General features: G+C 66.7%; 30 protein-coding genes and 1 tRNA gene. 14 read left to right on the forward strand and 17 right to left on the reverse strand.

All coding sequences use genetic code 11. From position 1 onward, the window contains the following. The first annotated feature begins 22 nt into the window (after positions 1 to 22). From metX to ACYQ78_RS12155, 3 genes are read left to right on the forward strand one after another with little or no spacing between them, the layout of a single operon-like run. Complete coding sequence (gene metX / locus ACYQ78_RS12145; RefSeq protein ID WP_459800894.1) at positions 23 to 1,207, forward strand: homoserine O-acetyltransferase MetX; 1,185 nt, start codon at positions 23 to 25, stop codon at positions 1,205 to 1,207. Then, positions 1,204 to 2,517: an O-acetylhomoserine aminocarboxypropyltransferase/cysteine synthase family protein gene (locus ACYQ78_RS12150; RefSeq protein WP_459800895.1), complete on the forward strand. Its 1,314-nt coding sequence runs from the start codon at positions 1,204 to 1,206 to the stop codon at positions 2,515 to 2,517. The genes metX and ACYQ78_RS12150 overlap by 4 nt, the downstream gene beginning before the upstream one ends. Next, positions 2,514 to 2,984, forward strand: a complete 471-nt coding sequence (locus ACYQ78_RS12155) for a CoA-binding protein (protein ID WP_459800896.1) — start codon at positions 2,514 to 2,516, stop codon at positions 2,982 to 2,984. The genes ACYQ78_RS12150 and ACYQ78_RS12155 overlap by 4 nt, the downstream gene beginning before the upstream one ends. A gap of 3 nt (positions 2,985 to 2,987) precedes the next feature. Here the strand turns inward: ACYQ78_RS12155 and ACYQ78_RS12160 are convergent, their stop codons facing one another. Continuing rightward, positions 2,988 to 3,920, reverse strand: a complete 933-nt coding sequence (locus tag ACYQ78_RS12160; protein ID WP_459800897.1) for a polyprenyl synthetase family protein — start codon at positions 3,918 to 3,920, stop codon at positions 2,988 to 2,990. Between the two features lie 24 nt (positions 3,921 to 3,944). Next, complete coding sequence (locus ACYQ78_RS12165) at positions 3,945 to 4,835, reverse strand: SDR family NAD(P)-dependent oxidoreductase (protein WP_459800898.1); 891 nt, start codon at positions 4,833 to 4,835, stop codon at positions 3,945 to 3,947. Between the two features lie 91 nt (positions 4,836 to 4,926). On the opposite strand from ACYQ78_RS12165, the gene ACYQ78_RS12170 reads away from it, so the two are divergent. Genes ACYQ78_RS12170 through ACYQ78_RS12180 form a run of 3 tightly spaced genes read left to right on the forward strand, consistent with a single transcriptional unit; the run spans position 4,927 to position 7,036 of the window. Then, complete coding sequence (locus tag ACYQ78_RS12170; RefSeq protein ID WP_459800899.1) at positions 4,927 to 5,517, forward strand: TetR family transcriptional regulator; 591 nt, start codon at positions 4,927 to 4,929, stop codon at positions 5,515 to 5,517. A gap of 41 nt (positions 5,518 to 5,558) precedes the next feature. Continuing rightward, on the forward strand, positions 5,559 to 6,239 hold the full coding sequence (locus ACYQ78_RS12175; protein ID WP_066360764.1) for a Crp/Fnr family transcriptional regulator: 681 nt from the start codon (positions 5,559 to 5,561) through the stop codon (positions 6,237 to 6,239). Then, the gene (locus ACYQ78_RS12180; protein ID WP_459800900.1) at positions 6,239 to 7,036 is read left to right on the forward strand and encodes a class I SAM-dependent methyltransferase; all 798 of its coding nucleotides are present in this window, start codon (positions 6,239 to 6,241) and stop codon (positions 7,034 to 7,036) included. Before ACYQ78_RS12175 ends, ACYQ78_RS12180 begins: the two co-directional genes overlap by 1 nt. Here the strand turns inward: ACYQ78_RS12180 and ACYQ78_RS12185 are convergent. From ACYQ78_RS12185 to ACYQ78_RS12200, 4 genes are read right to left on the reverse strand one after another with little or no spacing between them, the layout of a single operon-like run. Next, positions 7,014 to 7,796, reverse strand: coding sequence for an MBL fold metallo-hydrolase (locus ACYQ78_RS12185; RefSeq protein ID WP_459800901.1), 783 nt, complete (start codon positions 7,794 to 7,796; stop codon positions 7,014 to 7,016). The genes ACYQ78_RS12180 and ACYQ78_RS12185 overlap by 23 nt on opposite strands. Next, a complete protein-coding gene (locus ACYQ78_RS12190; RefSeq protein ID WP_459800902.1) occupies positions 7,796 to 8,578 on the reverse strand; it encodes an NUDIX hydrolase in 783 nt (260 codons plus the stop codon). The genes ACYQ78_RS12185 and ACYQ78_RS12190 overlap by 1 nt, the downstream gene beginning before the upstream one ends. A gap of 15 nt (positions 8,579 to 8,593) precedes the next feature. Then, positions 8,594 to 9,049 carry a RidA family protein gene (locus tag ACYQ78_RS12195; protein ID WP_459800903.1) on the reverse strand — a complete coding sequence of 152 codons (456 nt, stop codon included), beginning with the start codon at positions 9,047 to 9,049 and terminating at the stop codon, positions 8,594 to 8,596. Further along, a complete protein-coding gene (locus tag ACYQ78_RS12200; protein ID WP_459800904.1) occupies positions 9,046 to 9,201 on the reverse strand; it encodes a DUF4177 domain-containing protein in 156 nt (51 codons plus the stop codon). Before ACYQ78_RS12200 ends, ACYQ78_RS12195 begins: the two co-directional genes overlap by 4 nt. A 69-nt stretch (positions 9,202 to 9,270) precedes the next feature. Between ACYQ78_RS12200 and ACYQ78_RS12205 the strand changes: the two genes are divergently transcribed. Both ACYQ78_RS12205 and ACYQ78_RS12210 read left to right on the forward strand, forming a co-directional pair. Then, on the forward strand, positions 9,271 to 10,251 hold the full coding sequence (locus ACYQ78_RS12205) for an ArsA-related P-loop ATPase (RefSeq protein ID WP_459800905.1): 981 nt from the start codon (positions 9,271 to 9,273) through the stop codon (positions 10,249 to 10,251). Next, positions 10,248 to 11,366, forward strand: a complete 1,119-nt coding sequence (locus ACYQ78_RS12210; protein WP_459800906.1) for an ArsA family ATPase — start codon at positions 10,248 to 10,250, stop codon at positions 11,364 to 11,366. Before ACYQ78_RS12205 ends, ACYQ78_RS12210 begins: the two co-directional genes overlap by 4 nt. A 3-nt stretch (positions 11,367 to 11,369) precedes the next feature. Here the strand turns inward: ACYQ78_RS12210 and ACYQ78_RS12215 are convergent, their stop codons facing one another. After that, entirely contained in the window at positions 11,370 to 11,666 is a 297-nt protein-coding gene (locus ACYQ78_RS12215; protein WP_061296783.1) for a WhiB family transcriptional regulator, read from the reverse strand. Positions 11,667 to 11,953: 287 nt separating this feature from the next. On the opposite strand from ACYQ78_RS12215, the gene ACYQ78_RS12220 reads away from it, so the two are divergent. Beyond that, positions 11,954 to 14,173, forward strand: coding sequence for a transglycosylase domain-containing protein (locus tag ACYQ78_RS12220; protein ID WP_459800907.1), 2,220 nt, complete (start codon positions 11,954 to 11,956; stop codon positions 14,171 to 14,173). Between the two features lie 64 nt (positions 14,174 to 14,237). Here ACYQ78_RS12220 and ACYQ78_RS12225 read toward each other — a convergent pair whose 3' ends face one another. After that, the gene (locus tag ACYQ78_RS12225) at positions 14,238 to 14,693 is read right to left on the reverse strand and encodes a GatB/YqeY domain-containing protein (RefSeq protein ID WP_459800908.1); all 456 of its coding nucleotides are present in this window, start codon (positions 14,691 to 14,693) and stop codon (positions 14,238 to 14,240) included. A gap of 81 nt (positions 14,694 to 14,774) precedes the next feature. On the opposite strand from ACYQ78_RS12225, the gene ACYQ78_RS12230 reads away from it, so the two are divergent. After that, positions 14,775 to 15,677: a metallophosphoesterase gene (locus ACYQ78_RS12230; RefSeq protein WP_459800909.1), complete on the forward strand. Its 903-nt coding sequence runs from the start codon at positions 14,775 to 14,777 to the stop codon at positions 15,675 to 15,677. Between the two features lie 46 nt (positions 15,678 to 15,723). Beyond that, positions 15,724 to 15,797: transfer RNA gene (locus ACYQ78_RS12235), tRNA-Pro, on the forward strand. A gap of 102 nt (positions 15,798 to 15,899) precedes the next feature. Here the strand turns inward: ACYQ78_RS12235 and ACYQ78_RS12240 are convergent. The 8 genes from ACYQ78_RS12240 to ACYQ78_RS12275 all read right to left on the reverse strand — a co-directional run bounded on the left by ACYQ78_RS12240 (position 15,900) and on the right by ACYQ78_RS12275 (position 20,459). Continuing rightward, complete coding sequence (locus ACYQ78_RS12240; protein ID WP_459800910.1) at positions 15,900 to 17,081, reverse strand: tyrosine-type recombinase/integrase; 1,182 nt, start codon at positions 17,079 to 17,081, stop codon at positions 15,900 to 15,902. Positions 17,082 to 17,085: 4 nt separating this feature from the next. Next, positions 17,086 to 17,238: a CopG family ribbon-helix-helix protein gene (locus ACYQ78_RS12245; RefSeq protein ID WP_083957866.1), complete on the reverse strand. Its 153-nt coding sequence runs from the start codon at positions 17,236 to 17,238 to the stop codon at positions 17,086 to 17,088. A gap of 66 nt (positions 17,239 to 17,304) precedes the next feature. Then, the gene (locus ACYQ78_RS12250) at positions 17,305 to 17,481 is read right to left on the reverse strand and encodes a helix-turn-helix domain-containing protein (protein ID WP_083957864.1); all 177 of its coding nucleotides are present in this window, start codon (positions 17,479 to 17,481) and stop codon (positions 17,305 to 17,307) included. A gap of 126 nt (positions 17,482 to 17,607) precedes the next feature. Beyond that, positions 17,608 to 19,356, reverse strand: coding sequence for an FtsK/SpoIIIE domain-containing protein (locus ACYQ78_RS12255; RefSeq protein WP_459800911.1), 1,749 nt, complete (start codon positions 19,354 to 19,356; stop codon positions 17,608 to 17,610). Between the two features lie 50 nt (positions 19,357 to 19,406). Next, positions 19,407 to 19,811: a hypothetical protein gene (locus ACYQ78_RS12260; RefSeq protein ID WP_459800912.1), complete on the reverse strand. Its 405-nt coding sequence runs from the start codon at positions 19,809 to 19,811 to the stop codon at positions 19,407 to 19,409. A 91-nt stretch (positions 19,812 to 19,902) separates the two neighbouring features. Beyond that, complete coding sequence (locus tag ACYQ78_RS12265) at positions 19,903 to 20,091, reverse strand: hypothetical protein (RefSeq protein WP_459800913.1); 189 nt, start codon at positions 20,089 to 20,091, stop codon at positions 19,903 to 19,905. Between the two features lie 8 nt (positions 20,092 to 20,099). Next, positions 20,100 to 20,309: a hypothetical protein gene (locus ACYQ78_RS12270; RefSeq protein ID WP_459800914.1), complete on the reverse strand. Its 210-nt coding sequence runs from the start codon at positions 20,307 to 20,309 to the stop codon at positions 20,100 to 20,102. 21 nt (positions 20,310 to 20,330) lie between these two features. Beyond that, positions 20,331 to 20,459, reverse strand: a complete 129-nt coding sequence (locus ACYQ78_RS12275) for a hypothetical protein (RefSeq protein WP_459800915.1) — start codon at positions 20,457 to 20,459, stop codon at positions 20,331 to 20,333. A gap of 340 nt (positions 20,460 to 20,799) precedes the next feature. Between ACYQ78_RS12275 and ACYQ78_RS12280 the strand changes: the two genes are divergently transcribed. Together ACYQ78_RS12280 and ACYQ78_RS12285 are read left to right on the forward strand one after the other, a co-directional pair. Further along, positions 20,800 to 21,972 (forward strand): helix-turn-helix domain-containing protein, encoded by a 1,173-nt coding sequence (locus tag ACYQ78_RS12280; protein ID WP_459800916.1) that lies wholly within the window; start codon positions 20,800 to 20,802, stop codon positions 21,970 to 21,972. A 6-nt stretch (positions 21,973 to 21,978) separates the two neighbouring features. Then, positions 21,979 to 22,548 (forward strand): cysteine hydrolase family protein, encoded by a 570-nt coding sequence (locus ACYQ78_RS12285; protein WP_459800917.1) that lies wholly within the window; start codon positions 21,979 to 21,981, stop codon positions 22,546 to 22,548. Positions 22,549 to 22,558: 10 nt separating this feature from the next. On the opposite strand, the gene ACYQ78_RS12290 is transcribed toward ACYQ78_RS12285, so the two are convergent. After that, entirely contained in the window at positions 22,559 to 22,993 is a 435-nt protein-coding gene (locus ACYQ78_RS12290) for a GntR family transcriptional regulator (RefSeq protein ID WP_459800918.1), read from the reverse strand. A 795-nt stretch (positions 22,994 to 23,788) separates the two neighbouring features. On the opposite strand from ACYQ78_RS12290, the gene ACYQ78_RS12295 reads away from it, so the two are divergent. Further along, positions 23,789 to 23,998 carry a GntR family transcriptional regulator gene (locus tag ACYQ78_RS12295; protein WP_459800919.1) on the forward strand — a complete coding sequence of 70 codons (210 nt, stop codon included), beginning with the start codon at positions 23,789 to 23,791 and terminating at the stop codon, positions 23,996 to 23,998. Positions 23,999 to 24,567: the final 569 nt, after the last annotated feature.

A 24,567-nucleotide genomic window follows, 5' to 3' on the forward strand; every position in this document is an offset into this window, starting at 1 on the left:
AATGAACAATACAATGAATCCCATGGGCTCCATAGGTTTCGTTGAAACTCAATACCTCGATCTTGCTGGTCCGATACGCCTCGACAGCGGGCGGGAACTGCGCGGCGTCCGCGTGGCCTACGAGACCTACGGCACGCTCTCCCCCGAGCGCGACAACGTGATACTCGTCTGCCACGCCCTGAGCGGCAACGCCCATGCGGCGGGTTCCGCGAAGACCGCTCCTGAATCGAGCGCCCGCGACGGCTTCGGCGCGGAAGACCGCGACGGCGCGCAGGGAAAAGGGCTGGGCTGGTGGGACGGGATGATCGGGCCCGGAAAGGCTTTCGACACCGACCAATATTTCGTTGTCTGTACGAATCTACTGGGCGGCTGCAGCGGCACGACCGGCCCGTCCACCATTGATCCCGCCACCGGGCGCCCCTATGGCTCCGACTTCCCGGTGGTCACCGTGGCCGATATGGTCCGCACCGAACGCGCCTTCCTCGACGCGCTCGGAATCGAGCGTCTCGCGGTGATCGCGGGGGGTTCACTGGGCGGGATGCAGGCCCTCGAATGGGCGGTCCAGTATCCGGGTCAGGTCGACTCCATAGTGGTCATCGCCTCCACCCACGCCCTCCACCCCCAGGGTCTGGCGTGGAACGCGATCGCCCGCGAGTCCATCATGCGCGACCCCGACTGGCAGGTCGGCCACTACTACGGCACCGGCCGCAAGCCCGACGCCGGCATGGGCGTGGCCCGCATGGTCGGCCACGTGACCTATCTGTCGGGCCCGGCCCTGACCGACAAGTTCGGGCGCCGCCTCCAGTTCGCCGACGACATCCGCCACACGATCACCGAGCCCGAGTTCGAGGTCGAGAGCTACCTGCGCCACCAGGCCGACTCGTTCGTGAAGAGGTTCGACGCCAACAGCTACCTCTACATCTCCCGCGCGCTGACCTACTTCGACCTGGCCCGCGAGCACGGCGGCGGCTCGCTGGAGAAGGCGCTGGAGAACATCCAGGCCCGGACACTGCTCATCTCGTTCAGCTCCGACTGGCTCTATCCGCCGGAGGCGTCGAACGAGATCGCGACGGCCCTGACTAATCTGGGCAAACCGGTGGAGAACCACCTCATCGACGCACCGTACGGGCATGACTGCTTCCTGCTGGAGGAAGCACGGCAGACCCCTCTCATTCGTGAGTTCTTGACGAGGAAGATGGCTTCGTGAGCGACAGACCATTTCGTACCGAAGAAGCCCGGGAGTTCGGGTTCGAGACCCGCCAGCTCCACGCGGGACAGCGGCCCGATCCGAACACCGGCGCCCGCGCGGTGCCCATCTTCCAGACCACCAGTTACGTCTTCGAAGACCCCGAGTCGGCGGCGGCCTACTTCAACCTCCAGGAGTACGGCAACACCTACTCCCGCATCATGAACCCGACCACGGCGGTGTTCGAGGAGCGGATGGCCAACCTCGAGGGCGGCAGCGGCGCGGTGGCCTTCGCCAGCGGCATCGCCGCCCAGGCCGCGGCGCTGTTCACGCTGCTGGAGCCGGGCGACCACGTGGTGTCCTCCTCCGCCCTCTACGGCGGCACGGTCAACCAGCTCAAGCACCTGTTCCGCAAGATGAACGTCGAGCTGACCTGGGTCGACCCCGACGACCCCGACGCCTGGCGCGCCGCGGTCCGGCCGAACACCAAGGCGTTCTACGGCGAGACGATCGGCAACCCGGCCGGCAACGTGCTCGACATCGAGACCGTCGCGGGCATCGCCCACGACAACGGCCTGCCGCTGATCGTCGACAACACGTTCGCGACGCCCTATCTGTGCCGCCCGATCGAGTGGGGCGCCGACATCGTCGTCCATTCGGCGACCAAGTTCATCGGCGGCCACGGCACCAGCATCGGCGGCGTGGTCGTCGAGGCCGGCACGTTCGACTACTCGAACGGCCGCTTCCCGGTGATCGCCGACCCGTCTCCGGCCTACCACGGCCTGAAGTTCCACGAGACGTTCGGCGAATACGGCTACCTGATGAAGCTGCGCGCCGAGACCCTGCGCGACCTGGGCGCGGCGATGTCGCCGTTCAACGCGTTCCTGTTCCTCCAGGGCCTCGAAACGCTGTCGCTGCGCATGGACCGCCACGTCGACAACGCGCTCGCGGTCGCCGAGTTCCTCCAGGCCCACGAGCTGGCCTCCAGCGTGTCCTACTCGGGGCTGGCCGACAGCAGGTACAAGGCGCTGGTGGAGAAGTACCTGCCGCGCGGCGCGGGCGCGGTGTTCTCCTTCGAGTGCGCCGGCGGCCGTGACGGCGGTCAGGCGTTCATCCGCGGCACCACGCTCTGGTCCCACCTGGCCAACGTCGGCGACGCCAAGAGCCTGATCATCCACCCCGCCAGCACCACCCACCGTCAGCTCGGCGACGCCGAACTGGCCGCAGCCGGGGTCGGGGCCGGCACCATCCGCCTGTCGGTCGGCGTCGAGTCGGTCGCCGACCTGATCTGGGACCTCGAGCAGGGCTTCGCCCACGTGGAGAAGGCATGACCTACCAAGAGCCGCAGGACATCCAGCGGGTGATCAACACCGCCAAGACCGTCGCGGTCGTGGGCCTGTCGGGCAACGAGCTGCGGGCCAGCAACTTCGTCGGCTTCTACCTCAAGCGCCACGGTTACCAGGTCTTCCCGGTCAACCCGCGCGAGAAGGAGATCCTTGGCGAGACCTCCTACCCGAGCCTGTCGGACATCCCCGTCCCCATCGACGTGGTCAACGTCTTCCGCGCGCCCGACGCCGTCCCCGGCATCGCCCGCGAGGCGGTCGCCATCGGCGCCAAGGCGCTGTGGCTCCAGTTCGGGGTCATCAGCGAGGAGGGCGCCAGGATCGCCGAAGAGGGCGGCCTGACGGTGATCATGGACCGCTGCATGAAGATCGAGCACGCCCGCTACATGGGCCGCATGCACTGGCTGGGCTTCAACACCGGACGGATCACCTCGGTCCGCACCGGCATCCACTAGCCCCTACCGGTCTCGGCCCACGCTGAGATCGGCCAGCAGCCGCAGCTCCGGGGTGGCCCCGTGGCCGAGCGCCGCGAAAGCGAGCTCGACCTGACGGTCGGCCTCCCGGAGCGCCCATTCCGGGGCGCCCGTCCGCTCCACCAGCTCGGCCTGGGTTTCGGGGTCGCCTTCGGCGTGGAGTGAGGCGGCCAGTTCGGTCGCGGCAGGCGTACCGGACTCGAGAGCGGCGACCACCGGCAGGGACTTCCGGCGGCAGCCCAGGTCGGCGACGAGGCGCCGCACGTCGTCGGTGAGCCGGAACGCCAGCCCGAGCCGGGTGCCGAACTCCCGGAAGATCCGCACGTCGCCCGCGCCCCCGGCCAGCGCGCCGAGTTCGCAGGCGGCGCCGAGCAGCGCGCCTGTCTTGTTCTCGGCCATGGTCATCGCCTCGGCCATGGTGACCTCGGGCCGCTCGACGAACGCCAGGTCGCTGGCCTGCCCGTGACACAGGTCGAGCAGCGCGTCGGCGAGGGTGCGCACCCCCGCCGGGCCGACCAGCGCCATCGCCACCGCCAGCAGCGCGTCGCCGGTCAGCAGGGCCTCGCTGAGCCCGAAGACGGCCCAGGCGGCCGGGCGCTCGCGCCGGATGTCGTCGCCGTCGATCACGTCGTCGTGCAGCAGGGAGAAGTCGTTGACCAACTCGGTCGCGACCGCCATCGGCACGGCGTCGGCCGCGTGTCCCCCGGCCGCCCGCGCGCACCCCAGCGCCAGCGCGGGCCGCACGAACCGCCCCTGACCGCCGATGAGCTCGCGGCCCTGGTCGTCCCACCAGCCGATGTGGTAGCCCGCGACGTGGCGCAGCTCGGGAGAGAGCCGGTCGATCGCGGCCCGGTGGGCGGGTTCGATCAGTTCGCGGGTCGCGTTGAGGACGTCGCGGATGGTCATCGAGTCGGTCACCCGGCTACCGATACACGACCGGCCTCACTCGGCGGCGCCGCCATCGGCGCTCGTGGAGAATGCTTGACCGAGGGGATCACGGTCCACGGCGGTGGCGTCGTCGCGGTCGGTCGAACGGCTCAGATCCCGGTACGCCACATCGCGTTCCGCGAGGATGCGCGCGGTCATCTCGGCGTAGGCGACGGCGTCGGAACCGAGCAGGAGCCTGACCGGCGGGGCCTCCATGTCGGCGATCTGGGTGATCACCTGCGCGACCTTCGCCGGGTCGCCGAGCGGTGTGTGCCCCGACCTCAGCATCGCCACGAAGGGCTCGATGACGGCCCGGTAGGGCTCCGAGATCGGCGGGACGGTCATCGACGAGCCACCCCAGTCGGTGACCATGCCGCCGGGCTCGACCGTGGTGACCCTGATCCCGAGCGGGGCGAGTTCCTGCGCGACGACCTCGGTGAAGCCGTTCACGGCCCATTTGGAGGCCTGGTAGGCGGACAGGCCGGGGTTGCCGATGCGCCCGCCGATGGACGAGACGTTGATCAGCGAGCCGCTCCCCTGCCCGCGCAGGATCGGCACGACCGACTTGGTCACGTTGACGACGCCGAAGAAGTTGGTCTCGACCTGCGCCCGGAAGTTGTCGATCGCGGTGTCCTCGAACGCCGAGAAGTCGGCCCACCCGGCGTTGTTGACCACGACGTCGAGCCGCCCGAACGCCTCCACCGCCGTCGCCACGGCGTCGTCGACCTCTTCGGGGTCGGTCACGTCGAGGGGGAGGGCGAGGAGGCGGTCGCCGTACTTCTGGGAGAGGTCGTCGAGCTGGGCGGGCTTGCGGGCGGTGGCGGCGACGCTGTCGCCGCGTTCGAGCGCGGCCAGGACGATCTCACGCCCGAGACCCCGCGAGCTGCCGGTGACGAACCAGATCATGTGAGGCTCCTTCTGACTAACTGGTTAGTTGAAACGCTAGGCAGCGGTCTCCGAAGTTGTCAACTAACCGGTTAGAAAATAGTCTTGGGGTATGCCTGGGAAAGCCGACGTCACCCGACAGCGACTCCTCGACGCCGCATTGGAGGAGTTCGCCGAATACGGCATCGCCGGGGCCCGGGTCGACCGCGTGGCGGCCGTGGCCGGCACCAACAAGGCGCAGATCTACCACTACTTCGGCAGCAAGGATCAGCTCTTCGACGCCGTCTTCGACTCCATCGTGGAGCGGGTCGTACGGGAGACGCCGATCGACGTCCACGACCTGCCCGGCTACGCCGCCGCGCTGGCCAGGGGCTATGAGACCCATCCGCAGATCGCCCGGCTGGCGACCTGGCAGCGGCTGGAACGCGCCGGAGACCCCCCGGTGCCGCTGGCGGTGGAGAGCATGCGGGCCAAGGTCGCGGCCGTGGCCAAGGCCCAGGCCGACGGGGTCATCCCTGCCGACTTCCCGCCCGGCATCCTGCTCGGGTTGGTGCTCCATCTCGCCTCGGTGTGGACCGCCGTCAACCCCGAATCGGCCGCGATGATCGAGACCGTGACGCCCGACGAGCGGGCCCGGTACGTCGCCGCGGCCGTCCGACGTCTGCTTTCTGGCAGTCCAGGTGATACAGAAGGCAGGGCATAGGCCACAATGGCTACGATCGCGAATGAAGTTGGGAGGCAGGCATGAGCACCGAAGAAGTCTTGAGCAGGGCCCCCCTCTTCTCCGCGCTAGACCGCGAGAGCGCCGCGGCCCTCCGCACGAGCATCACCGAAGTGACCCTCACCAAGGGTCAGACCTTGTTCAGCGAGAACGAGACCGGCGCCACCCTCTACGTGGTGCTGGAAGGCAAGATCAAGCTGGCCCGCACCGCGTCCGACGGCCGGGAGAACCTCCTGTCGGTCCTGGGGCCGTCCGAGATGTTCGGCGAGCTCTCGCTGTTCGACCCCCGCCCGCGCACGGCCTCGGCCATCGCGCTGACCGACGTGAAGCTGGCCGGTCTGTCCCACGACGACCTGCGGCCCTGGCTCACCGGCCGGCCCGAGGTGGCCCTCCACCTGCTCCGGGCCCTGGCCCAGCGGCTGCGGCGCACCAACGACGTGCTGGCCGACCTGGTCTTCACCGACGTGCCGGGCCGCGTGGCCAAGGCGCTGCTCGACCTGGCCGAGCGCTTCGGGCAGAAGGTCGAAGACGGCATCCGCGTCCACCACGACCTGACCCAGGAAGAACTGGCCCAGCTCGTGGGCGCCTCCCGCGAGACGGTGAACAAGGCCCTGGCCGACTTCGCCGGCCGCGGCTGGCTCCGCATCGAGGCCAAGGCCGTCGTCATCATGGACATGGAGCGTCTCTACAACCGCTCGCGCTGATGTCCCGCGACCGGCTGAGACGGACCTTCGACTCAGCGGCCGAGCTCTACCAGCGGGCCCGCCCCGACTACCCCGCGGAGCTCTACTCCGACCTGCTGGCGATCACCGGCGTCGGCGGGCACCTGCTCGAAGTGGGCTGCGGGCCGGGCAAGGCGACCCTGCCCCTGGCCCGCATGGGCTTCCCGATCACCGCGATCGAACTCGGCCCGGCCCTGGCCGACGAGGCCCGGCGCCACCTCGCCGACTTCCCCGACGTCTCGGTGATCACCTCCTCGTTCGAGGACTGGCGGCCGTCGGCGGGCGCCCGCTTCGATCTCGTGTACGCCGCCACGGCCTGGAAGTGGATCGACCCCGAGGTCAGGTACACCAAGGCGGCCTCCCTCCTGGCGCCCGGCGGCCACCTGGCCGTGTGGAGCGCGGGCCACGCCTTCCCCGAGGACGTCGACCCGTTCTTCCTCGACATCCAGCGCGTCTACGAGGACCTGGGTGAGGGCCACGACGGCCCGTGGCCACCACCGGAGATCCAGCCCGACCCCACCGCCGCGGAAATGGAGGCCTCGGGCCTCTTCACCGTGGCCGGGATCCGCCCCCACGTGTGGGCCCGGCGCTACACGGCGGAGGAGTACCTCGCGCTCCTCGGCACCTTCTCCGACCACATCGCCATGGATCCCGACCGGCGCCGCCATCTTTACGGGGAGGTCCGCCGCCGCCTCGCCGAACGGCCGGACGGCCGGCTCACCCGCCACTGGTCGGCCGTGCTCACCGTCGGCAGGGTCAGCGGGTCTTCAGGTAGTTGAGCTGCGCGGCGACCGACATCTCGGCCGCGGGCCACAGTTCCCTGGGGACCTCGGCGTAGACCATCTCCACGATCTCCCCGGCGTCCTTCGCGCCGTCCCTGATCGCCTGGCGGATCTGGTCGAGGCGCCGCCTGCGGTGGGTGATGTACTCGTCGAGCTTGCCGATCGGGTCGGGCAGCAGCGGGCCGTGGCCCGGGAGCAGGGTCTCGGCCTCGGCGAGTTCGGCCATGGCCCTGAGTCTGTCGAGGCTGCGCAGGTAGTCGGCCAGGTCGCCGTCGGGGGCGATCACCGACGAGCCCCGGCCCAGGATGGTGTCTCCCGTGAGGAGGGCGCCGTCTTCGGGGAGCCAGAAGCACAGGGAGTCGAACGAGTGGCCGGGGGTGCCGATCACCCGGATCTCCACGCCGCCGGCCGTCAGGGCGTCGCCGTCTTCCAGGCCCTCTTCTCCCAGGACGTGGGTGCGGTCGAGGGCTCGTACCGCAGAGTTCACCATCTCGGCGAACCGCCGGGCTCCGCCGCTGTGGTCCTCATGGCCGTGCGTGAGCAGGATGACTTCCACGCTCCGGCCGCCGAGCCGGGAGACCACCGTCTGGAGATGGGCCTCGTCGTCGGGGCCCGGGTCGACCACCGCGACCGACTCGCCCCGGCCGATGACCCAGGTGTTGGTGCCGTCGAGGGTCATCGGGGAGGCGTTGGGGGCCAGGACGTTGGTCGCGCTCGTGGTGCCGGAGCCGTCGATCGGTAGCGAGAGGCCGCTCATCAGATCTGTCCTTCGGTCGTCAGGACCATCCGGCCGTCCCTCTCCACCGGGACGGGCATGACCGTGGTGATGTGGGGATCGCCCGCGAACACGTCGGCGATCGTCTCGGAGGCCGCGAGCATGGTCAAGGTGTGCAGCGTCGGCGGCATCAGGAAGTATTCGGACGCCAGGGCGTCGGCCGGGCGGGTCCAGACGACGGTGTCGGCCTCGCCGCCCACGTCCCTGGTCCGCTGGCCCTTCGGCAGCGCCGCCACGAAGAAACGGGTGTCGAAGCGGCGGGTCTCGATCTCCGGGGTGATCCAGTGGGCCCACGGCTTCAGCAGGTCGGTGCGGAGCACCAGGCCGTTGGCGGCCAGGAACTCGGCGAACGAGAGCTCACGGCTGATCAGCGCCAGCCGCTCGGCCTCCCACATGGTCGTGTCGTCGACCGGATCACCGGCCAGCAGCACGCCGCTCTCCTCGAACGTCTCGCGCACGGCCGCGCAGACGAGGCCCCGCGCGGTGGTTTCGTCGGCGTTCAGGGTCACCGCCCACTCGGCGGGTGAGGGACCCGCCCAGCCGATGTCGGGGCCGGCGTCCCGGGGGTCGACGGAGCCCCCGGGAAAGACGTAGGCGCCGGCCGCGAAGGCCATGGTCGCCACCCGCCGCAGCAGGTAGACCTCCAGAGGGGGCTCCCGCAGCAGGGCGACCGTGGCTGCCGCCCTGGGCGTCACCGGGACGAGCCGCCCGGCCAGCAGGTCACGCGCCCGTTCACCCAGCTCGCCCGGCAGCGGAATGTCCACCGTGAAAGTGTAGATCTACCGGATCTCGGCGATCAGTTCGACTTCGACCGGGGCATCCCGGGGCAGCACGGCCACGCCGACCGCGCTGCGGGCGTGGGCGCCCTGGAAGACCTCGCCGAGCAGCTCGCTGGCGCCGTTCACGACCTGCGGCTGGCCCGTGAACGAGGGGTCGGAGGCGACGAAGCCGACGACCTTCACGATGCCGACCACCTGATCGAGGTCGCCGACGATCGACTTCAGCGCCGCGATCGCGTTGAGCGCGCAGACCTTCGCCAGCTCGTAGGCCTCCTCGGGGGTGACCTCGGCGCCGACCTTGCCCGTCTTCAGCAGCTCACCGGCGGCGATGGGGAGCTGACCCGAGGTGTAGACGTGGTTCCCCGACCGCACGGCCGGCACGTAGGCCGCCAGCGGCGGCGCGACCTCCGGCAGCGTCAGGCCCAGAGCCGACAGGCGGTCTTCGGGGGTGGTCACGCCTTGGCCCGCTTCATGTAGGCCACGAGCTGCTCGGGGTTCGGGCCGGGGATGACGGCCACGAGCTCCCAGCCGTCGTCGCCCCAGTTGTCGAGGATCTGCTTGGTCGCGTGCGTCAGCAGCGGCACGGTCACGTACTCCCACTTCGTCATGGCGGAAGGTTATCGATACCCAGCAGGCCTCGGCGTATCGGGAAATGGCCTTTGGGTAGCCTCACGGGTGTGAGATCTCGCGACACCGACTGGGACGGAGTGCGTCTCCATGTCGTGACCGGCAAGGGCGGCACGGGGAAGACGACCGTGGCCGCCGCCCTGGCCCTGGCCCTGGCGGCCGGAGGCCGCAAGGTGCTGCTCGTGGAGGTGGAGGGCCGCCAGGGCATCGCGCAGGTCTTCGACCTTCCACCGCTCCCCTACGAAGAACGCCGGATCGCGGTGGCGCCGGGAGGTGGCGACGTCCACGCCCTGGCCATCGACCCCGAAGAGGCGATGCTCGAATACCTCGAGATGTTCTACGGCCTCAAGCGCATGGGCAAGGCGCTGACCAAGATGGGCGTGGTCGACTTCGCCACCACCATCGCCCCGGGCCTGAGAGACGTCCTGGTCACCGGCAAGACCAGCGAGGCGGTCAGGCGCCGCGACAAGACCGGCAAGAGGGTGTACGACACCGTCGTCATGGACGCCCCGCCCACCGGCCGCGTCACCCGCTTCCTCAACGTCACCCAAGAGGTGGCCGGCCTGGCGAGAGTCGGTCCGGTACGCACCCACGCAGACATGGTCCGCGGGGTGGTGGCCTCCCCCGAGACGGCCGTCCATTTCGTGACCCTGCTGGAGGAGATGCCCGTCCAGGAGACCCTCGACGGCGTCACCGAGCTGCGGGCGGCCAAACTGCCCGTCGGCGGGATCTTCGTCAACATGGTCCGGACCGTCGACTCCGTCCTCGAAGGGCCCTTCGACCTGGCCGAACTCGCCATGGGCGTGAAGGCGGCCGGGCTGGGAGACGACGGCAACGCGGCGGTCATCGCCGAGGCCCTCGGCGGCGAGGTCGCCGAACAACAGCGGCGGGCCGAGCTCGAAAGAACCGAGCGTGACGCGCTGGAGACCGCCGGGGTGCCACGATATGAACTACCCCTGCTGGCGGACGGCGCCGACCTGGCGGGGCTCTACGAACTCGCCGAAGCGATCCGCACGCAGGGAGCCGCATGACCTCGCCTGAGCTCGATCTCGACGGCATCATCGACGACCCGGGCACCCGGATCGTGGTCTGCTGCGGATCGGGCGGCGTCGGCAAGACGACCACGGCGGCGGCCCTCGGGCTGCGCGCGGCCGAACGCGGCCGCAACGTCGTCGTCCTCACGGTCGACCCGGCCCGGCGGCTGGCCCAGTCGATGGGCCTGACCTCGCTCGACAACACCCCGCGCAAGGTCGCCGGGGCCGACGGCGAGCTGTTCGCCATGATGCTCGACATGAAGCGGACCTTCGACGAGATCATCGAGGCCCACGCCGACCCCGAGCGGGCCCGCCAGATCCTGACGAACCCCTTCTACCAGTCGCTCTCGTCGAGCTTCTCCGGCACCCAGGAATACATGGCCATGGAGAAGCTCGGCCAGCTGCGCCGGTCGGGCGAGTGGGATCTGATCATCGTCGACACGCCGCCGTCACGGTCGGCGCTCGACTTCCTCGACGCGCCCGAGCGGCTGGGGCGGTTCCTCGACGGGAAGTTGATCAGGTTGCTGATGGCCCCCGCCAAGGCGGGCGGGCGCAGCGCGTTCAAGATCCTGAACGCCGGGTTCGGCCTCGTCGCCGGGGTCTTGACCAAGGTGCTCGGCGCCCAGGTGCTGAAGGACATCCAGACGTTCGTCTCCGCGCTCGACGCCGTCTTCGGTGGATTCCGCCAGCGGGCGGAGCAGACCTACAAACTGCTGCAGGCCCCCGGCACCGCTTTCGTGGTGGTGGCCACGCCGGAGCGTGACGCGATGCGGGAGGCCTCCTATTTCGTGGAGCGACTGGCCGAGGAGCGGATGCCGCTGGCCGGTCTGGTGGTCAACCGGGTGCACCGCTCACCGGCCCCCGGTCTTTCCGCGGCGCGGAGCACCGCCGCCGCGGAAGACCTGGAGTCTCGTGGTGAACATGAGCTGACCGCCGCCGTGCTGAGACTGCACGCCGGGCGGATGCAACTCGCCGCTCGCGAGCACCGGGAGCAGGAAAGCTTCGCTTCGGCCCACCCCACCGTGCCGGTCACCCAAGTGCCCGCGATGTCACAGGATGTTCACGATCTCGACGGGTTGCGTGAGATCGGCGAACTCCTGGCCAAGCGCTGAGGGTCAGCCGGCGATCAGCTCATTGGTGCGTTCGTATTCTTCCTTCGCCAGCTCCAGCAGGTCGCGCCAGGAGTCGACGTCGGGCCGACGGCGCAGGAGGGCGCGCCTTTCCCGTTCGGTCATTCCGCCCCATACCCCGAACTCGATGCGATTGTCCAACGCATCGGCGAGGCATTCGGTACGGACAGGGCATCCTCGACAGATCAACTTCGCCCGGTTTTGTGCGGCGCCCTGAACGAACAGAGCGTCAGGATCCGCACCTCGACAGGCGGCACGGGAGGTCCAATCCGTGATCCACATTTTTCGACCCCACTCCCCTTAGGTGGTCAGTCGTGACTTCTGGGGCCGACGGGCGCGGTCGCCGAGCCTCCTTATTCAGTTGCCGCAGAGGAGAACGTACGAGACTCTGCGACCGAATGGACAGACCCGCAGGGACCAAATTTGGCGGGTGGCGGTGTCCGGAGATGACTAGTCATCCCACGCGCGGGTAATGCGCCGTGGTGCGTTTGGTACCGAATCTCCCCTTGCTTCGACGTACGCTTAGCCTCGTGCAAGCTTCAGGCAAAGCCCGTTTCGGGAACGCGATCTTGAGCCTCGTCAAGCTCATCGTGGCCGCTGCCATGGCCGGTGTTCTGGTTGCGGCGGTCGGGCTACCGGCCGTGGGCGGAGCCGGGTTCGGCGCGAAGTCGGGCGTCGAATCGCTACGCATCGAGGCGGAGGAGCTCAACGAGCCCCCGCTGCCCGAGAAGACCGTCCTGCTCGACTCCGACGGCAAGCAGATCGCGAACTTCTATTTCCAGAACCGCGAGTCCGTGCCGTTGAGCAAGATCGCGCCGGTCATGCAGCAGGCGATCATCGCGATCGAGGACTTCCGTTACTACGAGCACGGCGCTCTCGACATCGAGGGAACCGCCCGCGCGCTGATCAAGAACATCACCGGCGGCGGCGTCGTCCAGGGTGGTTCCTCGATCACGCAGCAATACGTGAAGCTGGTCATCTTCAACTCGGCCGAGACCGAGGAAGACCAGCTGAAAGCCATCGAGGCGACGTACACGCGGAAGCTCAACGAGATCCGCTACGCCATGGCGATCGAGCGGAAGTACTCGAAGGACGAGATCCTCAACCGCTACCTGAACATCTCCTACTTCGGTGATGGGGCCTACGGCATCGAGGCGGCGTCCAAGCGCTTCTTCGGCAAGCACGCCTCCGAGCTGGAGCTGCACGAGGCCGCGACGCTGGCCGGCGCGGTGCAGAACCCCAGCCAGACCGACCCGGGCCGGGGCAAGGAGTTCCGCGAGCGGCTGCTCGCGCGCCGCAACCTGGTGCTCGACCGGATGGCCGAACTGAAGAAGATCACCCCGGCCGCGGCGGCCGAGGCCAAGAAGGAGAAGCTGGGCTACAAGGGCCAGAAGATGCCGGGTGGCTGCGAGGACAGCGCCTACCCCTACTTCTGCCTGTACGTCCAGAACGACATCCTGAACAACTCCGACTTCGGCAAGACCCAGAAGGCCCGCCGCGACTTCCTGAACCGCGGTGGCCTCACGATCCGCACCACGCTCGACACGAAGATGCAGAAGGCCGCCGACGACGCGATCAAGAAGTACGTCTACGCGAGCGACGAGCAGGTCGCGGCCGAGGCGCTGGTCGAGCCGGGCACGGGCGCGATCAAGGCGCTGGCCGCCAGCCGCAAGTTCGGCGACAACAAGAAGAAGAACGAGATGAGCTACAACCTGGCCGCCAACCGCTCCCACGGCGGTGGTTCCGGCTTCCAGGCGGGCTCCACGTTCAAGGTGATCACCCTGCTGACCGCCCTCGACGAGGGCATGAAGCTCAACGACGGGTTCGCCACCGGCAAGACCTACGACATCCCGACCAACGCGCTGTCGCCCTTCCGCGACTGCGAGGGCAACCGCACCGGCGAGACCCACCAGGTGTTCAACTCCAGTGAGGGCGCGGGCGGGTTCAACACCCTCCAGACCGGCACCTGGGGCTCGGTCAACACGTTCTTCATGAAGCTCGAAGAGCACGTCGGCCTCTGCAAGGTCGTCAAGATGGCCCAGAAGCTGGGCATCCACCGGGCCGACGGCGCCGACCTGCGCCAGGTCCCGACCTTCACGCTCGGCGTCAACGAGATGGACCCGGTGACGGTCGCCAACGCCTACGCCACCATCGGCGCCCGCGGCAAGTACTGCGCGCCGATCGTCATCACCGAGATCGTCGACCGCGACGGCAAGGCCACCAACTACAAGCCCGACTGCGACCAGGTCCTCGACGAGGAGGTCGCCGACGCGGCCAGCTCGATCCTCAGCGGCGTCTTCACCAAGGGCACCATGACGGCGGTCGGCGGCATCGGCCGCGACGCGGCGGGCAAGACCGGCACGACCGACGGCTACACCGCCGCCTGGTTCGCCGGTTACACCCCCGACCTCGCGGCGGCGGTCAGCATCGGCGACCCGCGCGGCGCCTTCAAGTACGACCTGACCGGCGTCACCATCGGCGGCACCTCCTTCCCGTACGTCTACGGCGCCTCGATCTCGGGCCCGATCTGGAAGGCCACGATGCTGAAGGCGCTGAAGGACGTGCCCGCGACGTCGTTCACCAACGTCGACATGTCGAAGTTCGGCGGCTGCTCGCCGGGCTTCTGCCAGCCCAAGCCGAAGCCGAAGCCCGACCGCGGCGACGACCGCGGCGGCGACGGTCCCGACCGTGGCCCCGACCGCGGCCCCGACAACGACGGCGGCGACTTCAACCCGCCGCCCCCGGACGACAACGGCGGCGGCGTGATCATCCCGCCGGACAACGGCTGAGAAAACGGCTGAGGGCCCTTCCCCGAGCGGGGGGAGGGCCCTCAGCCGTTGGGTGTGGGGACGATCAGCCCGCCAGCCGCGCCCGCACGGCCGCCGCGACCCGGCCGCCCTCGGCCCGGCCCGCCACCTTCGGGTTGACGACCTTCATGACCTGGCCCATGGCCTGCGGCCCCGCGGCCCCGGTCTCGGCGATCGCCTCGTCGACCAGCGCGGCCAGCTCGTCGTCGGAGAGCTGGGCCGGAAGGTAGGCCTCCAGCACGGCCTGCTCCTCGAGCTCGGCCTGCGCCTGCTGCTCGCGGCCCGCCCCGGCGAACGCCTCGGCCGCCTCGCGCCGCTTCTTGGCCTCCTTGGTGAGGACCTTGACGATCTCGTCGTCGCTGAGCTCGCGGACCGCCTTGCCCGCGACCTCCTCGACGTTGATGGCGGCCAGCGCCATGCGGATGGTGCGCAGCCGGATGTCGTCACGGGCCTTCATGGAAGTCGTGAGGTCGGCCTTCAGCCTGTCTTTGAGAGCGCTCATGCCCCCTTATCTTGCCGTGTCCCGCAGTGGGATCTCTCCGGGTTATCCCGGGCTCACCCGGCGTTCGGGCATGATTGGGATGTGCGGAAAGTCGTTGCGGTACCTCTGGGAGTGGTCGGTCTCGGTCTCGCCGGCCTGGGCTACGCGTCGATCGTCGAGCGCAACTGGTTCAGGCTGCGCCGTTTCGACGTGCCGGTGCTGGAACCCGGCCGCCGTCCGGTCAAGATCCTCCAGTTCTCCGACCTGCACCTGACCCCCGGCCGCACCCGCCTGATCAACTGGGTGCGATCGCTGGAGAGGCTCGAACCCGACCTGGTGGTCAACACCGGCGACACGATCTCCCACCCCGACGCGATCCCCGCCTACCTGCGCGCCGTCGAACCGTTCCTGGGCCTCCCGGGCCTTTTCGTGTACGGCTCCAACGACATGTACTCGCCGCATTTCAAGAACCCGGCGAAATACCTGTGGCGGACGTCCAAGACCGAGAGTAAGAAGCGCAACATCCCCGACCTGCCGTGGCTCGAACTCGGCACGGCGATGACCTCGGCCGGGTGGCTCGACATGAACAACACGACCGCCCGCCTGAAGGTCGCCGACCTCGACGTGGCCATCGGCGGGATCAACGACTCCCACATCGACCTTGACCGCTACGACCGGATCGCGGGTCCCGCTCCTTCGGACGCCGATCTGCGCCTCGGCGTGATGCACTCGCCCGAGCCCCGGAACATGAGCCGGTTCGCCTCCGACGGCTACCAGCTCCTCCTGGCGGGGCACACGCATGGGGGGCAGCTCTGCATTCCCTTCTACGGGGCCCTGGTGACCAACTGTGGGATCGATCGGGCCCGGGTGAAGGGTCTGAGCCACCACGAGTCCGCGTGGCTCCACGTGTCCGCTGGGCTCGGCACGTCGCCGTATGCGCCTGCGCGGTTCGCGTGCCCGCCGGAGGCGACGCTGCTGACCTTGGTGCCCCGCGTGGCGCGATGACGCAAGCGGTGCGAAAGTCCGCTAGACTTTGCGAGGCAGAAACCACCGGGGTGTAGCGCAGCTTGGTAGCGCGCTTCGTTCGGGACGAAGAGGCCGTGGGTTCGAATCCCGCCACCCCGACGGTGGAGTAGCAGGTAAAGGGCTTGATCCGCTTTGCGGGTCAGGTCCTTTTCTGTGTCTGAGGGTCTTCGGGAGCCAATCGGGGAGCCATCTCACTCAGACTCAACGCGACGGCTTGCCACCAAAGATGATGTTCATCGTGTGAGCCCCCTTGGTGATCACCGGCTTGAGCTGGTGCCGGTAGACCTCCTCCGTGACGCTGGTGCCCGCGTGCCCGACAAGATCGGCAATGGTCTCGATGGGCACGCCCTGTTCACTCATGATCGAGACGAACGAGTGACGCAGCTCGCGGGGCGTCCAGTCAGTTCCGACCCCTGCGGCATCGGTGACCTTACGGAACGCTCGCCGTACGCTCCCGGCGTCCAGCGGTGTCCCGTCAGTCCGGCAGAACGCCAGGTTGTGTTCCTGCCAGGCTCCGCCTGCACTGAGCTTGCGGGTGGCCTGGCGTGCGTGGTGTTGCTTGAGACTCTGAGCGGCGAGCACGGGCAATTCCAGCGTGCGCCGCGATTTGCGGGTCTTGGTGTCACCTCCTACTCGATCGGCACGCCACACGTAGATGGCGAACCTCTTGTGCTTGAAACCCACCTCGGTAACCGGTTGCCACGTCTTGCTGGCCGGCAGCCAGGCGACGACGTGATCCCAGCGCAGCGCGCGAGCCTCTTCGGTCCGGACGCCCGTGGTGAGACTGATCACCACATAGGCATGGAGTTCGGACGACTCTGCGGCCTTGAGCACTGATTCCGCCTGTTGCCGGGTGAGTGCCTTGCTGGGACGCCCGTCCTTCCCGGTGGGTGTGGTGACCAACTCGGCGACGTTCCGGACCACCTTGTCGCGCACCTGAGCTTGCCGGATGGCCCGCTTCAAGACGCTGTGGACATCCCGTAGCGTCCGGGTGGCCAATCCACTTGAGAGCTCGTCCAGCCACTCGTCCACGTGATCGGCGCGTAGGTCCTGAAGCTTGGTCTTGCCCAGCTTCGAGATCACGTGCGTCTCGGCAAGGATGCGCTGCTTGGTGATCGTGGCCTCGGATCGACCCTTGAGGCCCTTGCTCAGCCAGTCGTTGACGGCATCGCGCACGGTGTAGATCTCCGATGCGGTCACCCCTGCTTCAAGGTCCTGGACAGCCTTGATGAGCTTGTCTTTGACCTGGGTCTTGGTCTTGCCCTTGCGCTTGAGTCGCCGGCGCTTGCCATCGGGGGCGAACCCGAGGGAGACGGCTCCGGTGAAGCCATCCCCCTCGGGATAGATGGTCGCTTCGTACTTACCGATCAGGATCTTGGCCAAGGGATCATCCCTTCTCGTGACGGTTGAGGTACTCCTCGATCGCTTTCCTGATCACCCACGACACATCCCGCTCCTGCGACTCGGCGTACCTGCGGAGCCGCGCTTTCAGCTCCGCATCCACCCGGACGGGTGGCAGGGTCGTTCGGTCGCTCGTCATTAGACGGCTTCCTTTCGGGTGTATGGAGTTATCAAAAGGCACTGTAGAACGTTGTATCACGGCGTTCTACGCCTCGTCGATGGTCTCCAGGGAAGAAACGAAGTCGGCAAGGTGCTGATCGGTGATTCGACGTAACTTGCCGATCTTGATGCTCTTGAGCTGACCCGTACGGAGCAGGTAGTAGATCTTGTCTCGCCCGACGCTGAGGATCTCGGCTATCTGCTCGACGGTGTATGCCTTCATGTGCGCACCTCCCCTCGTCACTCGCTGTGAATGTCTCCGTGTTTGTCTTTGTCTCCGTCTCAGCGCCTATGTGCAGACGCGTGCGAGACGGAGACGTAGACAAACGCCTGAGACGATTACGTTGAGTTAGTCGGCGGAGGAATCGGCGCGCCATCGTCCGCGCGCGATTTGGATCACTCGACCGGCGTCGGCGTACTCGCGGAGTCGCTTGTAGAGCCAGGGGCGGCTCATGCCGGTCGCGTCGATCAGTTCGCCGAGAGTCGCGCCTTGCTCGGGTGCCTCGCGTAGTGCCGTCCACAGCGCTTCTTCCGCGCCGTCGTGGTTGCCGTTGCGGTGGTGTCTGCCCTGGGGTTCTGGGGATGGTCGCGGTGACTGTTCCAGGGCGACCAGGGAGACCGGATCGAGTGACGGCCGTCGTTCGGCGTGCCTTTCGGCCGTGGCTTGGACGGTGGCGTCGTCGAGAAGGTACGTCCGCGCACGGCGTGGGGTGTCGTGCTCGGGTGCGCTGATGAGGAACTTGCCGGGGGCGTCGAGGCGGTCGGCGTGCCAGCCGGCTTTGTGCATGCCCTGGCCCAGAATCAGGTCTGCGTCACGGCGTTCCCTGACTCTGAACGAGACGCGTACGTCCATCTGAGAGCGCACGGCGCTGTTGCCCATGGCCTTCTGGGATGGGCGTTGGGTTGCGGCGACCAGGGTCACGGCGACGGCGCGACCTCGGCGAGCGATCGAATCGGCTGACAGGATCGCTTCGGGTGCGTCGTCGGCGAGTTCGGCGTACTCGTCGACGACGATGACTAGCGCTGGGGCTTCTGGGGTGGGTTCCCAGACCCGTACACCGTTCATGGCGAGCATCTCGGCGCGGCCGTCGAGGATGGCGACGGCATCGGCCAGCAGTTCGTCTGCTTCCTGGGGTGTGGTGGCGATGCGGTCGAGGCAGGACGCCCACGGGAGCAGTTCCATGCCGCGTTTGAGGTCGACGCCCCACACGATCACGTCGGGGCAGGCCGTGAGGCTGCCCATGATGACGTTCACGCCGCCGCTCTTGCCAGCCCCGGCCACGCCACCGACCAGGCCGTGACGGCGTAGCAGGGAGACGGTTACCGGGGTGCCGTCTTCGAAGACGCCCAACTCGATCGGGTCGGTGATCGACGTGTTCGCCGGTCCTGGCCAGACGATGGCGTCGGCGTGCGGGTCGGTTTCGATGATCCGCAGTTCGAGCCGGTTGGCGCGTTCGGGGATCGGCTGGATTCGGGCCGCGCCGCGGCGGGTGCCCAGCGCGGATTCGATCGCGGGGAGTTTGCCCATGGCGTCCTCTACGGTCTGGCCACGGGCCAGAGCGACGCGGGCACGGTAGCCCCACAGATCGACGACGGCCGATTGGATGCGCGATCCTGTCAGGCCGATCGATTGGGCGATCTCTGGCCATGCGGCCAGGGTGCGCTCTACTCGTACACGAGCACGTCGGCGACGGTGTGCCCACCACGGGAGAGCTATCAGCGTGCCACCGACGATCAGCAGGACCGGCATGGGCGCCGTGCCGGGACCGATCGCCGTGGCGACACTGACCCACGCGCCGACCATCGCGGCGCAGACGGCGGCGTAGGTGCGTTCGGCGCCGTGTCTGAGGCCGACCAGGTGACCGAAGAACACGACCAGCCAGGCCAGTACGCCCGTGATGGTCAGAACGGTTGTCCAGGATTCGGGGTCGTTGATGTGGAACAGCACGGCGACGGTCTCCGCCAGGGCGGCGACGGCGAACGGAGTGAGTTCGGACCGGTAGCGCCACAGCCACGAGCAGATGACCACGATTGCGGCTGATCCGAACGGGGACTCTCCGGTCATCAGCATGACCGGCTCGACGCCCACGCGGCGCATTCGCCTTGCGTGCCGGCGCATCTGATGGCGGGTGAGGCGACGTTGCCCGTTCATTGGGGCTCACCCGGTTCGAAGTACGGGAAGCGGTACCGGCGTCGTGCGGAGGGCGGGGGTACCGGGATGTGGCCGCCTTGCGCGTCGAGTTCGTCGCGCAGGTAGTAGAGCGGGTCCGGCTCGCCGTAGTCGTGGGCGGCGAGCGTGGCCTGTACGGCGGCCGTGAGGTTCTCGTGGTCCAGCCTCGCGGCGTCGAGCCGGCGGGAGAGGCGTTCGACTTCGGCGCAGAGGACGGGGATGAGGTTGAGGACGGTCATGACGGCGCGGCCGTCTTCGGTGAGCTGGAGCATGCCGCGCAGTCGGGAACGGCGGGCGATCAGGTTGAGGGCGTAGCGGTGTTTGGTGCGGGTCTCCTGGAGATCAACCAGTGAGCGGTTCGGCCTGGTGGTCGTGAGGATCACCTCCTGTGGTCGGGTGGCAGGTCAGAGCGGTGTACTTGGTGCGCATGATCGATTCCTTCTGTTGTGGTGATGGATGGCGTGTCAGGTGGTCTCAAGAGATGCCGAATACGGTCGACAGGAAGATCGACATGAACCGGCGCACTTCCGGGGCGGCGGCCGTCTCGGAGAGGTAGAAGCCGAACAGGACGCAGACGGTGGCCTGCCAGATGCGCAGGTAGGTGAAGCGCAGGGCGATGAAGACGGCCACGCCCAGGAGGAGCACGAGGGAGATCGAGATCACGGGTGAAATCACCTCCCTCCGTAGCTGATCGGGCGCTGGTCGAGGTCGTCGATCACGTGCAGCCCCATTGCGCGACGTGAGATCGCGGCCGTCGCGGTGCGGTGGGTGAGCGACCGACTGGCCGCCTTGTCCTCCCTCTTCATGACGATCACGGCCTGGATGAAGGCGGTCATGAACAGGGCCAGCGCGAAAGCGGCGATCGTGATGATCACGAACATGGGGGCGTACTCCTGTCGCTGCTAGTGGGGAGTTCTGCGGCGTAACCAGCGGAAGCGGCTCACGCACTTGTGGCAGTGGCCACCGATCTGGTCGGTGAGGGCGCCGCAGCGGCACCGGGCGGCGTACGTGCCGCCGATCGGGATCTTCAATTCGCACCTCCCTTCCGCATGTGCGGTCGAGGTGACCGGCACGGAGATCGCTGGGTTCCGGGAAATCGCGAAATCTTCGATGCCGAAAGTGGAAGGATCGATACAGGACGGGACAGGTTGAGTGCCGTCCGTCTAGCCTTGACAAGTCCCCGGCAATCCCCGATTACGGGCAGGTCAGATGACGTGCAACCGGTACCAGGTGATTTGCGGAAGTCCCTCTTTGCGGTTTGAGGGGGAGCTCTACGGCGGTTTGTGCGGTGCCTCTGTGTCATGCCTTCAGCTTCGGAGTTGGGACTCCTGACCGGCAGATGACAGGACTGGACACGAGAGGACACGGCTGATGTCCGAGGTTCCCCTGTCTCGGGATCCGAGCAAGCGATTAGAGCCGAACCGGGTGCTGACCGCTGCACGTCAGAAGCTCGGGTGGAGTCGACGGCGTGCGGCTCAGGAGTTGCATCGGTTGGGCGCGGCGCGCGGGTTGCCAGAGCTCGACTCGATCGAGAAGACCATCTATCGGCATGAGGTCGGGAAGGCCGCCTGTCAGGACCCGCTCTACATCGAGCTGTATTGCGCGGTCTACAAGGCGACGACGCAAGAACTGTTCGGGGTTATCGAGCCGGCGCAGACGTCGTCGAGGCCGCTTTCCGGGGTTCGGTCGCACAAGTTCATCCCCGCGTATATCGGTGCGTCGCGGGTTGATGAGCTGATCGCGCGTGAGTCGGCTGTTTCCGCCGGCGCGATGTTCGGGCTCGAATGCCATCGCGTGGACGTTGCCAACGCGCATGGGAAGTGCGCTCTCTATGTCTGGCCGTTCGGTGTGGCCATGTTCCATCTTGTCGAGGAGTTGGAACTGCCCAACCTTGCGAATCTGGCGATATGGCGTCGGCGGACGTACGTCCGGGATATGGCGTGGGCGTCGGGGTATCTGTCGGAGGCGCTATCTGCCTCTGTTAAGGCGTCCTATGTGCTGAGCGCGTATTGGGTTCATGCGCCGTCGTGGCAGTCGCATGAACTGGATACGGCCATGCGCATCATGTGTATCCCGAGGATTCTGCATGAGCGGGACTCGGAGATGTCTGGGGCTTCACTGGCTCACGCTGAACTTGTCGAGCGGTCGCTCTTGGCGGACGGCTTTGAGCACAGCGAAATGGTTTCGTTTGGGTTCAAGGGGATCTCTATCGGATATGCGTCGTGGTCGGGTGTGGTCTATTACCCCACTGCGCCGCGTAGGGCGCTTGCCGAGTCCGAGATTGTGAATGTTGAGCTTGCCACGCAATCCATGTGGTCGTACTGCGAGTTCATCAATACGCAGATCGAACAGGGGCAAGACCCGCAAGTAGCCGATCAATACGGGTGGCGCTTTCTTCGTGGCACACGCTCGCGGCTGACCAATGCGCGCCCACAAGAGACTGAATATCACAAGTGCATGCGCATGGCGATTCTGGACACGAGCGGAACGCCCGACCGGCTCTCAGAGGCGATCGACATTATTCGCGACACCAGGGAGAGGTAAGTTTCCATGTTCGACAAGACGTCGGTGTTGGTCGTCATTGACGCGCAGAACGGCTTCATCAGCGAGCACTCCAGCCCGGCCATACCAGTGATTGCCTCTCTGGTGGAGAGGTGGCAGGCGTCGGGCGGGTCGGTGGTCTTCACCCGGTATCTCAATTATGACGGCAGTCCTTATGAGCGGTTGATCCGCTGGTCGAAGGTGAAGACGTCGCCTGAGATTGACATCGTGCCCGAGTTGCTCCCGATGGCCGGCAAGGCTACGGCCGTGGTCGACAAGACCATCTACAGCTTCTTTAGCGAAAAGGGCGACCAGCTCGCGCGGAAATACGGATGGAGAGACTTCTACATTTGCGGTCTCGACACAGAGAGCTGTGTGCTTAAGACGGTGGTCGACGCCTTTGAGCGGGATCTCACGCCGTGGCTCATCGCGGATGCTTCTGCCAGTCACGCGGGGCAGGTCGCTCACGACGCGGGGCTCTTCGTGGCCTCGCGGTTCGTTGGGAAAGGGCAGATCATCACGACCGCAGATATCCCCTGGCACGAGCTAACGGCCGAACCGGAGGAAGTTGCCCACTGAGGGCAGGCCGCTATGTGCCAGCAGCGATAGCTACGAATCGTCCGCTTCCCGGCTGGACGATCAGCGTCCCATCGTTCTGCAAGATTGCAAGAGCCTGACGGACCGTGTTGCGTGAGACGCCATATCGCTTGCAAAGCACAGCCTCACTCGGCGCAGCATCTCCTACCCGCAACTTCCCCTGACGAATTCCGCTACGGATATCCTCGGCGATGGCCACGTAGAGGTACGGCGTGGAGTTGAGGAAACCTTTTACGGTGCGCCCTTTCGCGGGGATGACGACAATCAACCCCTCGCCTTCTAGTAACCCTAGCGCTCGCCTGATAGTAGAACGAGCCGCGCCGAACTCCCCACAAAGGGCCGCCTCAGACGGTAGCAGGGCACCTATCGGGTAATCGCGCTCCTGGATTCTACCTCTCAGGATTGCAGCGATTCGAAGGTAAGACATGACTTCGCCTCTACCTGAATGACCCGCGAGTTAGCTCCTCATCGTTTCGGGCAAGTTGCAATATTCTGAACACGACATCCTCACTGAGAGCGGATATCGAGCTGTCTCGACCCCTACCCCAAGTGAACCTCCATTCGTTGTATTGCTGAGACGCCATCACCCGTAATGGACCTACGGCTCTAGAGATCTCCAGAAATGGCTCTTGCCCATGCAGCAACTTGACTGATACCCCTATCCCGGCCATTCGAAGGTCCCACGCCAACCGCATGAGGTGGATGAATTGGTCTCGGCTATCTTGAGTCATGCGTGGATCATCCTTCCTGGGAGCCGTTCGAAGGCGATTTCTTTGGGGCGGAGTTTTGGGCGCCTGGCGGTCGCCCATTGGAGTGAGTGAGTTTGTGTGCGATGGCCAGGTCATCCCATAGAGCTCGCGCTTCCCGGTAGAGCCCCCTTCCGGTTTCCTCGTATCCGTTCTTCTTGGTGTAGCGGAGTATGAAATACACGCCACCCTGGCAGGCCCATTCATAAACTCCGCAGCAGGCCGTTTCGGATACCCGGAGCCGATCACCACGAGTGCTCTGAAACGGCACCCATACAGGCGTGACCTCTTCGCGGCCCTGGCGGGACACGGGGTCAGGCTTGCTCTCCGGGGTCGCCATGACCTGCACTGTAGTACACCATGCTATAGCACACCAGGCATGGCATATCTCGCTAGGCATGGCGTCACGTACCTAGCGTGTTCGTGTGGCTGATCAAGGGCTGGAGTGGAAGCCGGGGGTACCTCGGTGGGTCCAGGTGTATGAGGACATCAAGGGGCAGATCGAGCGCGGGGAGCTCGCTGCCGGCGACCAGGTGCCATCCGTCCTTGGGCTACAGGAGATCTACGGCATCGCAACGGCGACGGGCCAGAAGGTTCACCGCGCCTTGCGACAGGACGGGCTCATACGAACAGAGCCCGGAATGGGTAGCTTCGTCGTACAACCACCGGCGAACGAAAACGCTTAGAAGGCGATGCAAAAAGGCAGCCCGATTGCTGGGCTTAGCCCGACACGCCGCCTCAATGGCCAGCCCACTGAGTAGATTCGAGCCTACGAGCGCAGCAGTGCGGAACCAGTGGACTAGTCGCTCTTTGCCGGCTGCGATCATCTCGCCTCCTTTGATGTCCTCATCAGAAGCAAAGAACCCGAGAGAAGCTCGCCGACAGACCACTGCGATGATCAGTAGAGACGGGAAGACCAGCTCACCAAGTCCAGTTCAAACTCAATGCGGCAACGATAGTGCAATATCACATAACGTAAGCGATTGGCTACTGATCATCAAGTAGGCTCAGGGCATGGCAAACCGCCGGGTAAGCCCCCATGTGTCTGCGCTCTTCGACGCTGAGTCGCGACACTCCAAGCAGCTCTACTCCATGGCCGTCAAGGTCGACGTCGCCGCCCGCCTCGCCCCAGCCCTGGAGAACCTGGCCAAGCAGCACTCCGCCCTGCTCGCCAAGCACGACGTCGCCGCCCGCCTCGCCCCAGCCCTGGAGAACCTGGCCAAGCAGCACTCCGCCCTGCTCGCCAAGCACGACG

This window comes from Herbidospora sp. RD11066, assembly GCF_054661255.1.

Excerpts from the sequence above, each read along its gene's own strand:
- ACYQ78_RS12215 (WP_061296783.1), bottom strand. The coding sequence starts at position 11,666 with ATGTGGATCACGGATTGGACCTCCCGTGCCGCCTGTCGAGGTGCGGAT.
- ACYQ78_RS12250 (WP_083957864.1), bottom strand. The coding sequence starts at position 17,481 with ATGAAGGCATACACCGTCGAGCAGATAGCCGAGATCCTCAGCGTCGGG.
- ACYQ78_RS12245 (WP_083957866.1), bottom strand. The coding sequence starts at position 17,238 with ATGACGAGCGACCGAACGACCCTGCCACCCGTCCGGGTGGATGCGGAG.
- ACYQ78_RS12225 (WP_459800908.1), bottom strand. The coding sequence starts at position 14,693 with ATGAGCGCTCTCAAAGACAGGCTGAAGGCCGACCTCACGACTTCCATG.
- ACYQ78_RS12180 (WP_459800900.1), top strand. The coding sequence starts at position 6,239 with ATGTCCCGCGACCGGCTGAGACGGACCTTCGACTCAGCGGCCGAGCTC.
- ACYQ78_RS12285 (WP_459800917.1), top strand. The coding sequence starts at position 21,979 with ATGTTCGACAAGACGTCGGTGTTGGTCGTCATTGACGCGCAGAACGGC.
- ACYQ78_RS12200 (WP_459800904.1), bottom strand. The coding sequence starts at position 9,201 with ATGACGAAGTGGGAGTACGTGACCGTGCCGCTGCTGACGCACGCGACC.
- ACYQ78_RS12210 (WP_459800906.1), top strand. The coding sequence starts at position 10,248 with ATGACCTCGCCTGAGCTCGATCTCGACGGCATCATCGACGACCCGGGC.
- ACYQ78_RS12280 (WP_459800916.1), top strand. The coding sequence starts at position 20,800 with ATGTCCGAGGTTCCCCTGTCTCGGGATCCGAGCAAGCGATTAGAGCCG.
- ACYQ78_RS12170 (WP_459800899.1), top strand. The coding sequence starts at position 4,927 with ATGCCTGGGAAAGCCGACGTCACCCGACAGCGACTCCTCGACGCCGCA.
- ACYQ78_RS12270 (WP_459800914.1), bottom strand. The coding sequence starts at position 20,309 with ATGTTCGTGATCATCACGATCGCCGCTTTCGCGCTGGCCCTGTTCATG.
- ACYQ78_RS12175 (WP_066360764.1), top strand. The coding sequence starts at position 5,559 with ATGAGCACCGAAGAAGTCTTGAGCAGGGCCCCCCTCTTCTCCGCGCTA.
- ACYQ78_RS12185 (WP_459800901.1), bottom strand. The coding sequence starts at position 7,796 with ATGAGCGGCCTCTCGCTACCGATCGACGGCTCCGGCACCACGAGCGCG.
- ACYQ78_RS12255 (WP_459800911.1), bottom strand. The coding sequence starts at position 19,356 with ATGCGCCGCGTGGGCGTCGAGCCGGTCATGCTGATGACCGGAGAGTCC.
- metX (WP_459800894.1), top strand. The coding sequence starts at position 23 with ATGGGCTCCATAGGTTTCGTTGAAACTCAATACCTCGATCTTGCTGGT.
- ACYQ78_RS12290 (WP_459800918.1), bottom strand. The coding sequence starts at position 22,993 with ATGTCTTACCTTCGAATCGCTGCAATCCTGAGAGGTAGAATCCAGGAG.
- ACYQ78_RS12155 (WP_459800896.1), top strand. The coding sequence starts at position 2,514 with ATGACCTACCAAGAGCCGCAGGACATCCAGCGGGTGATCAACACCGCC.
- ACYQ78_RS12165 (WP_459800898.1), bottom strand. The coding sequence starts at position 4,835 with ATGATCTGGTTCGTCACCGGCAGCTCGCGGGGTCTCGGGCGTGAGATC.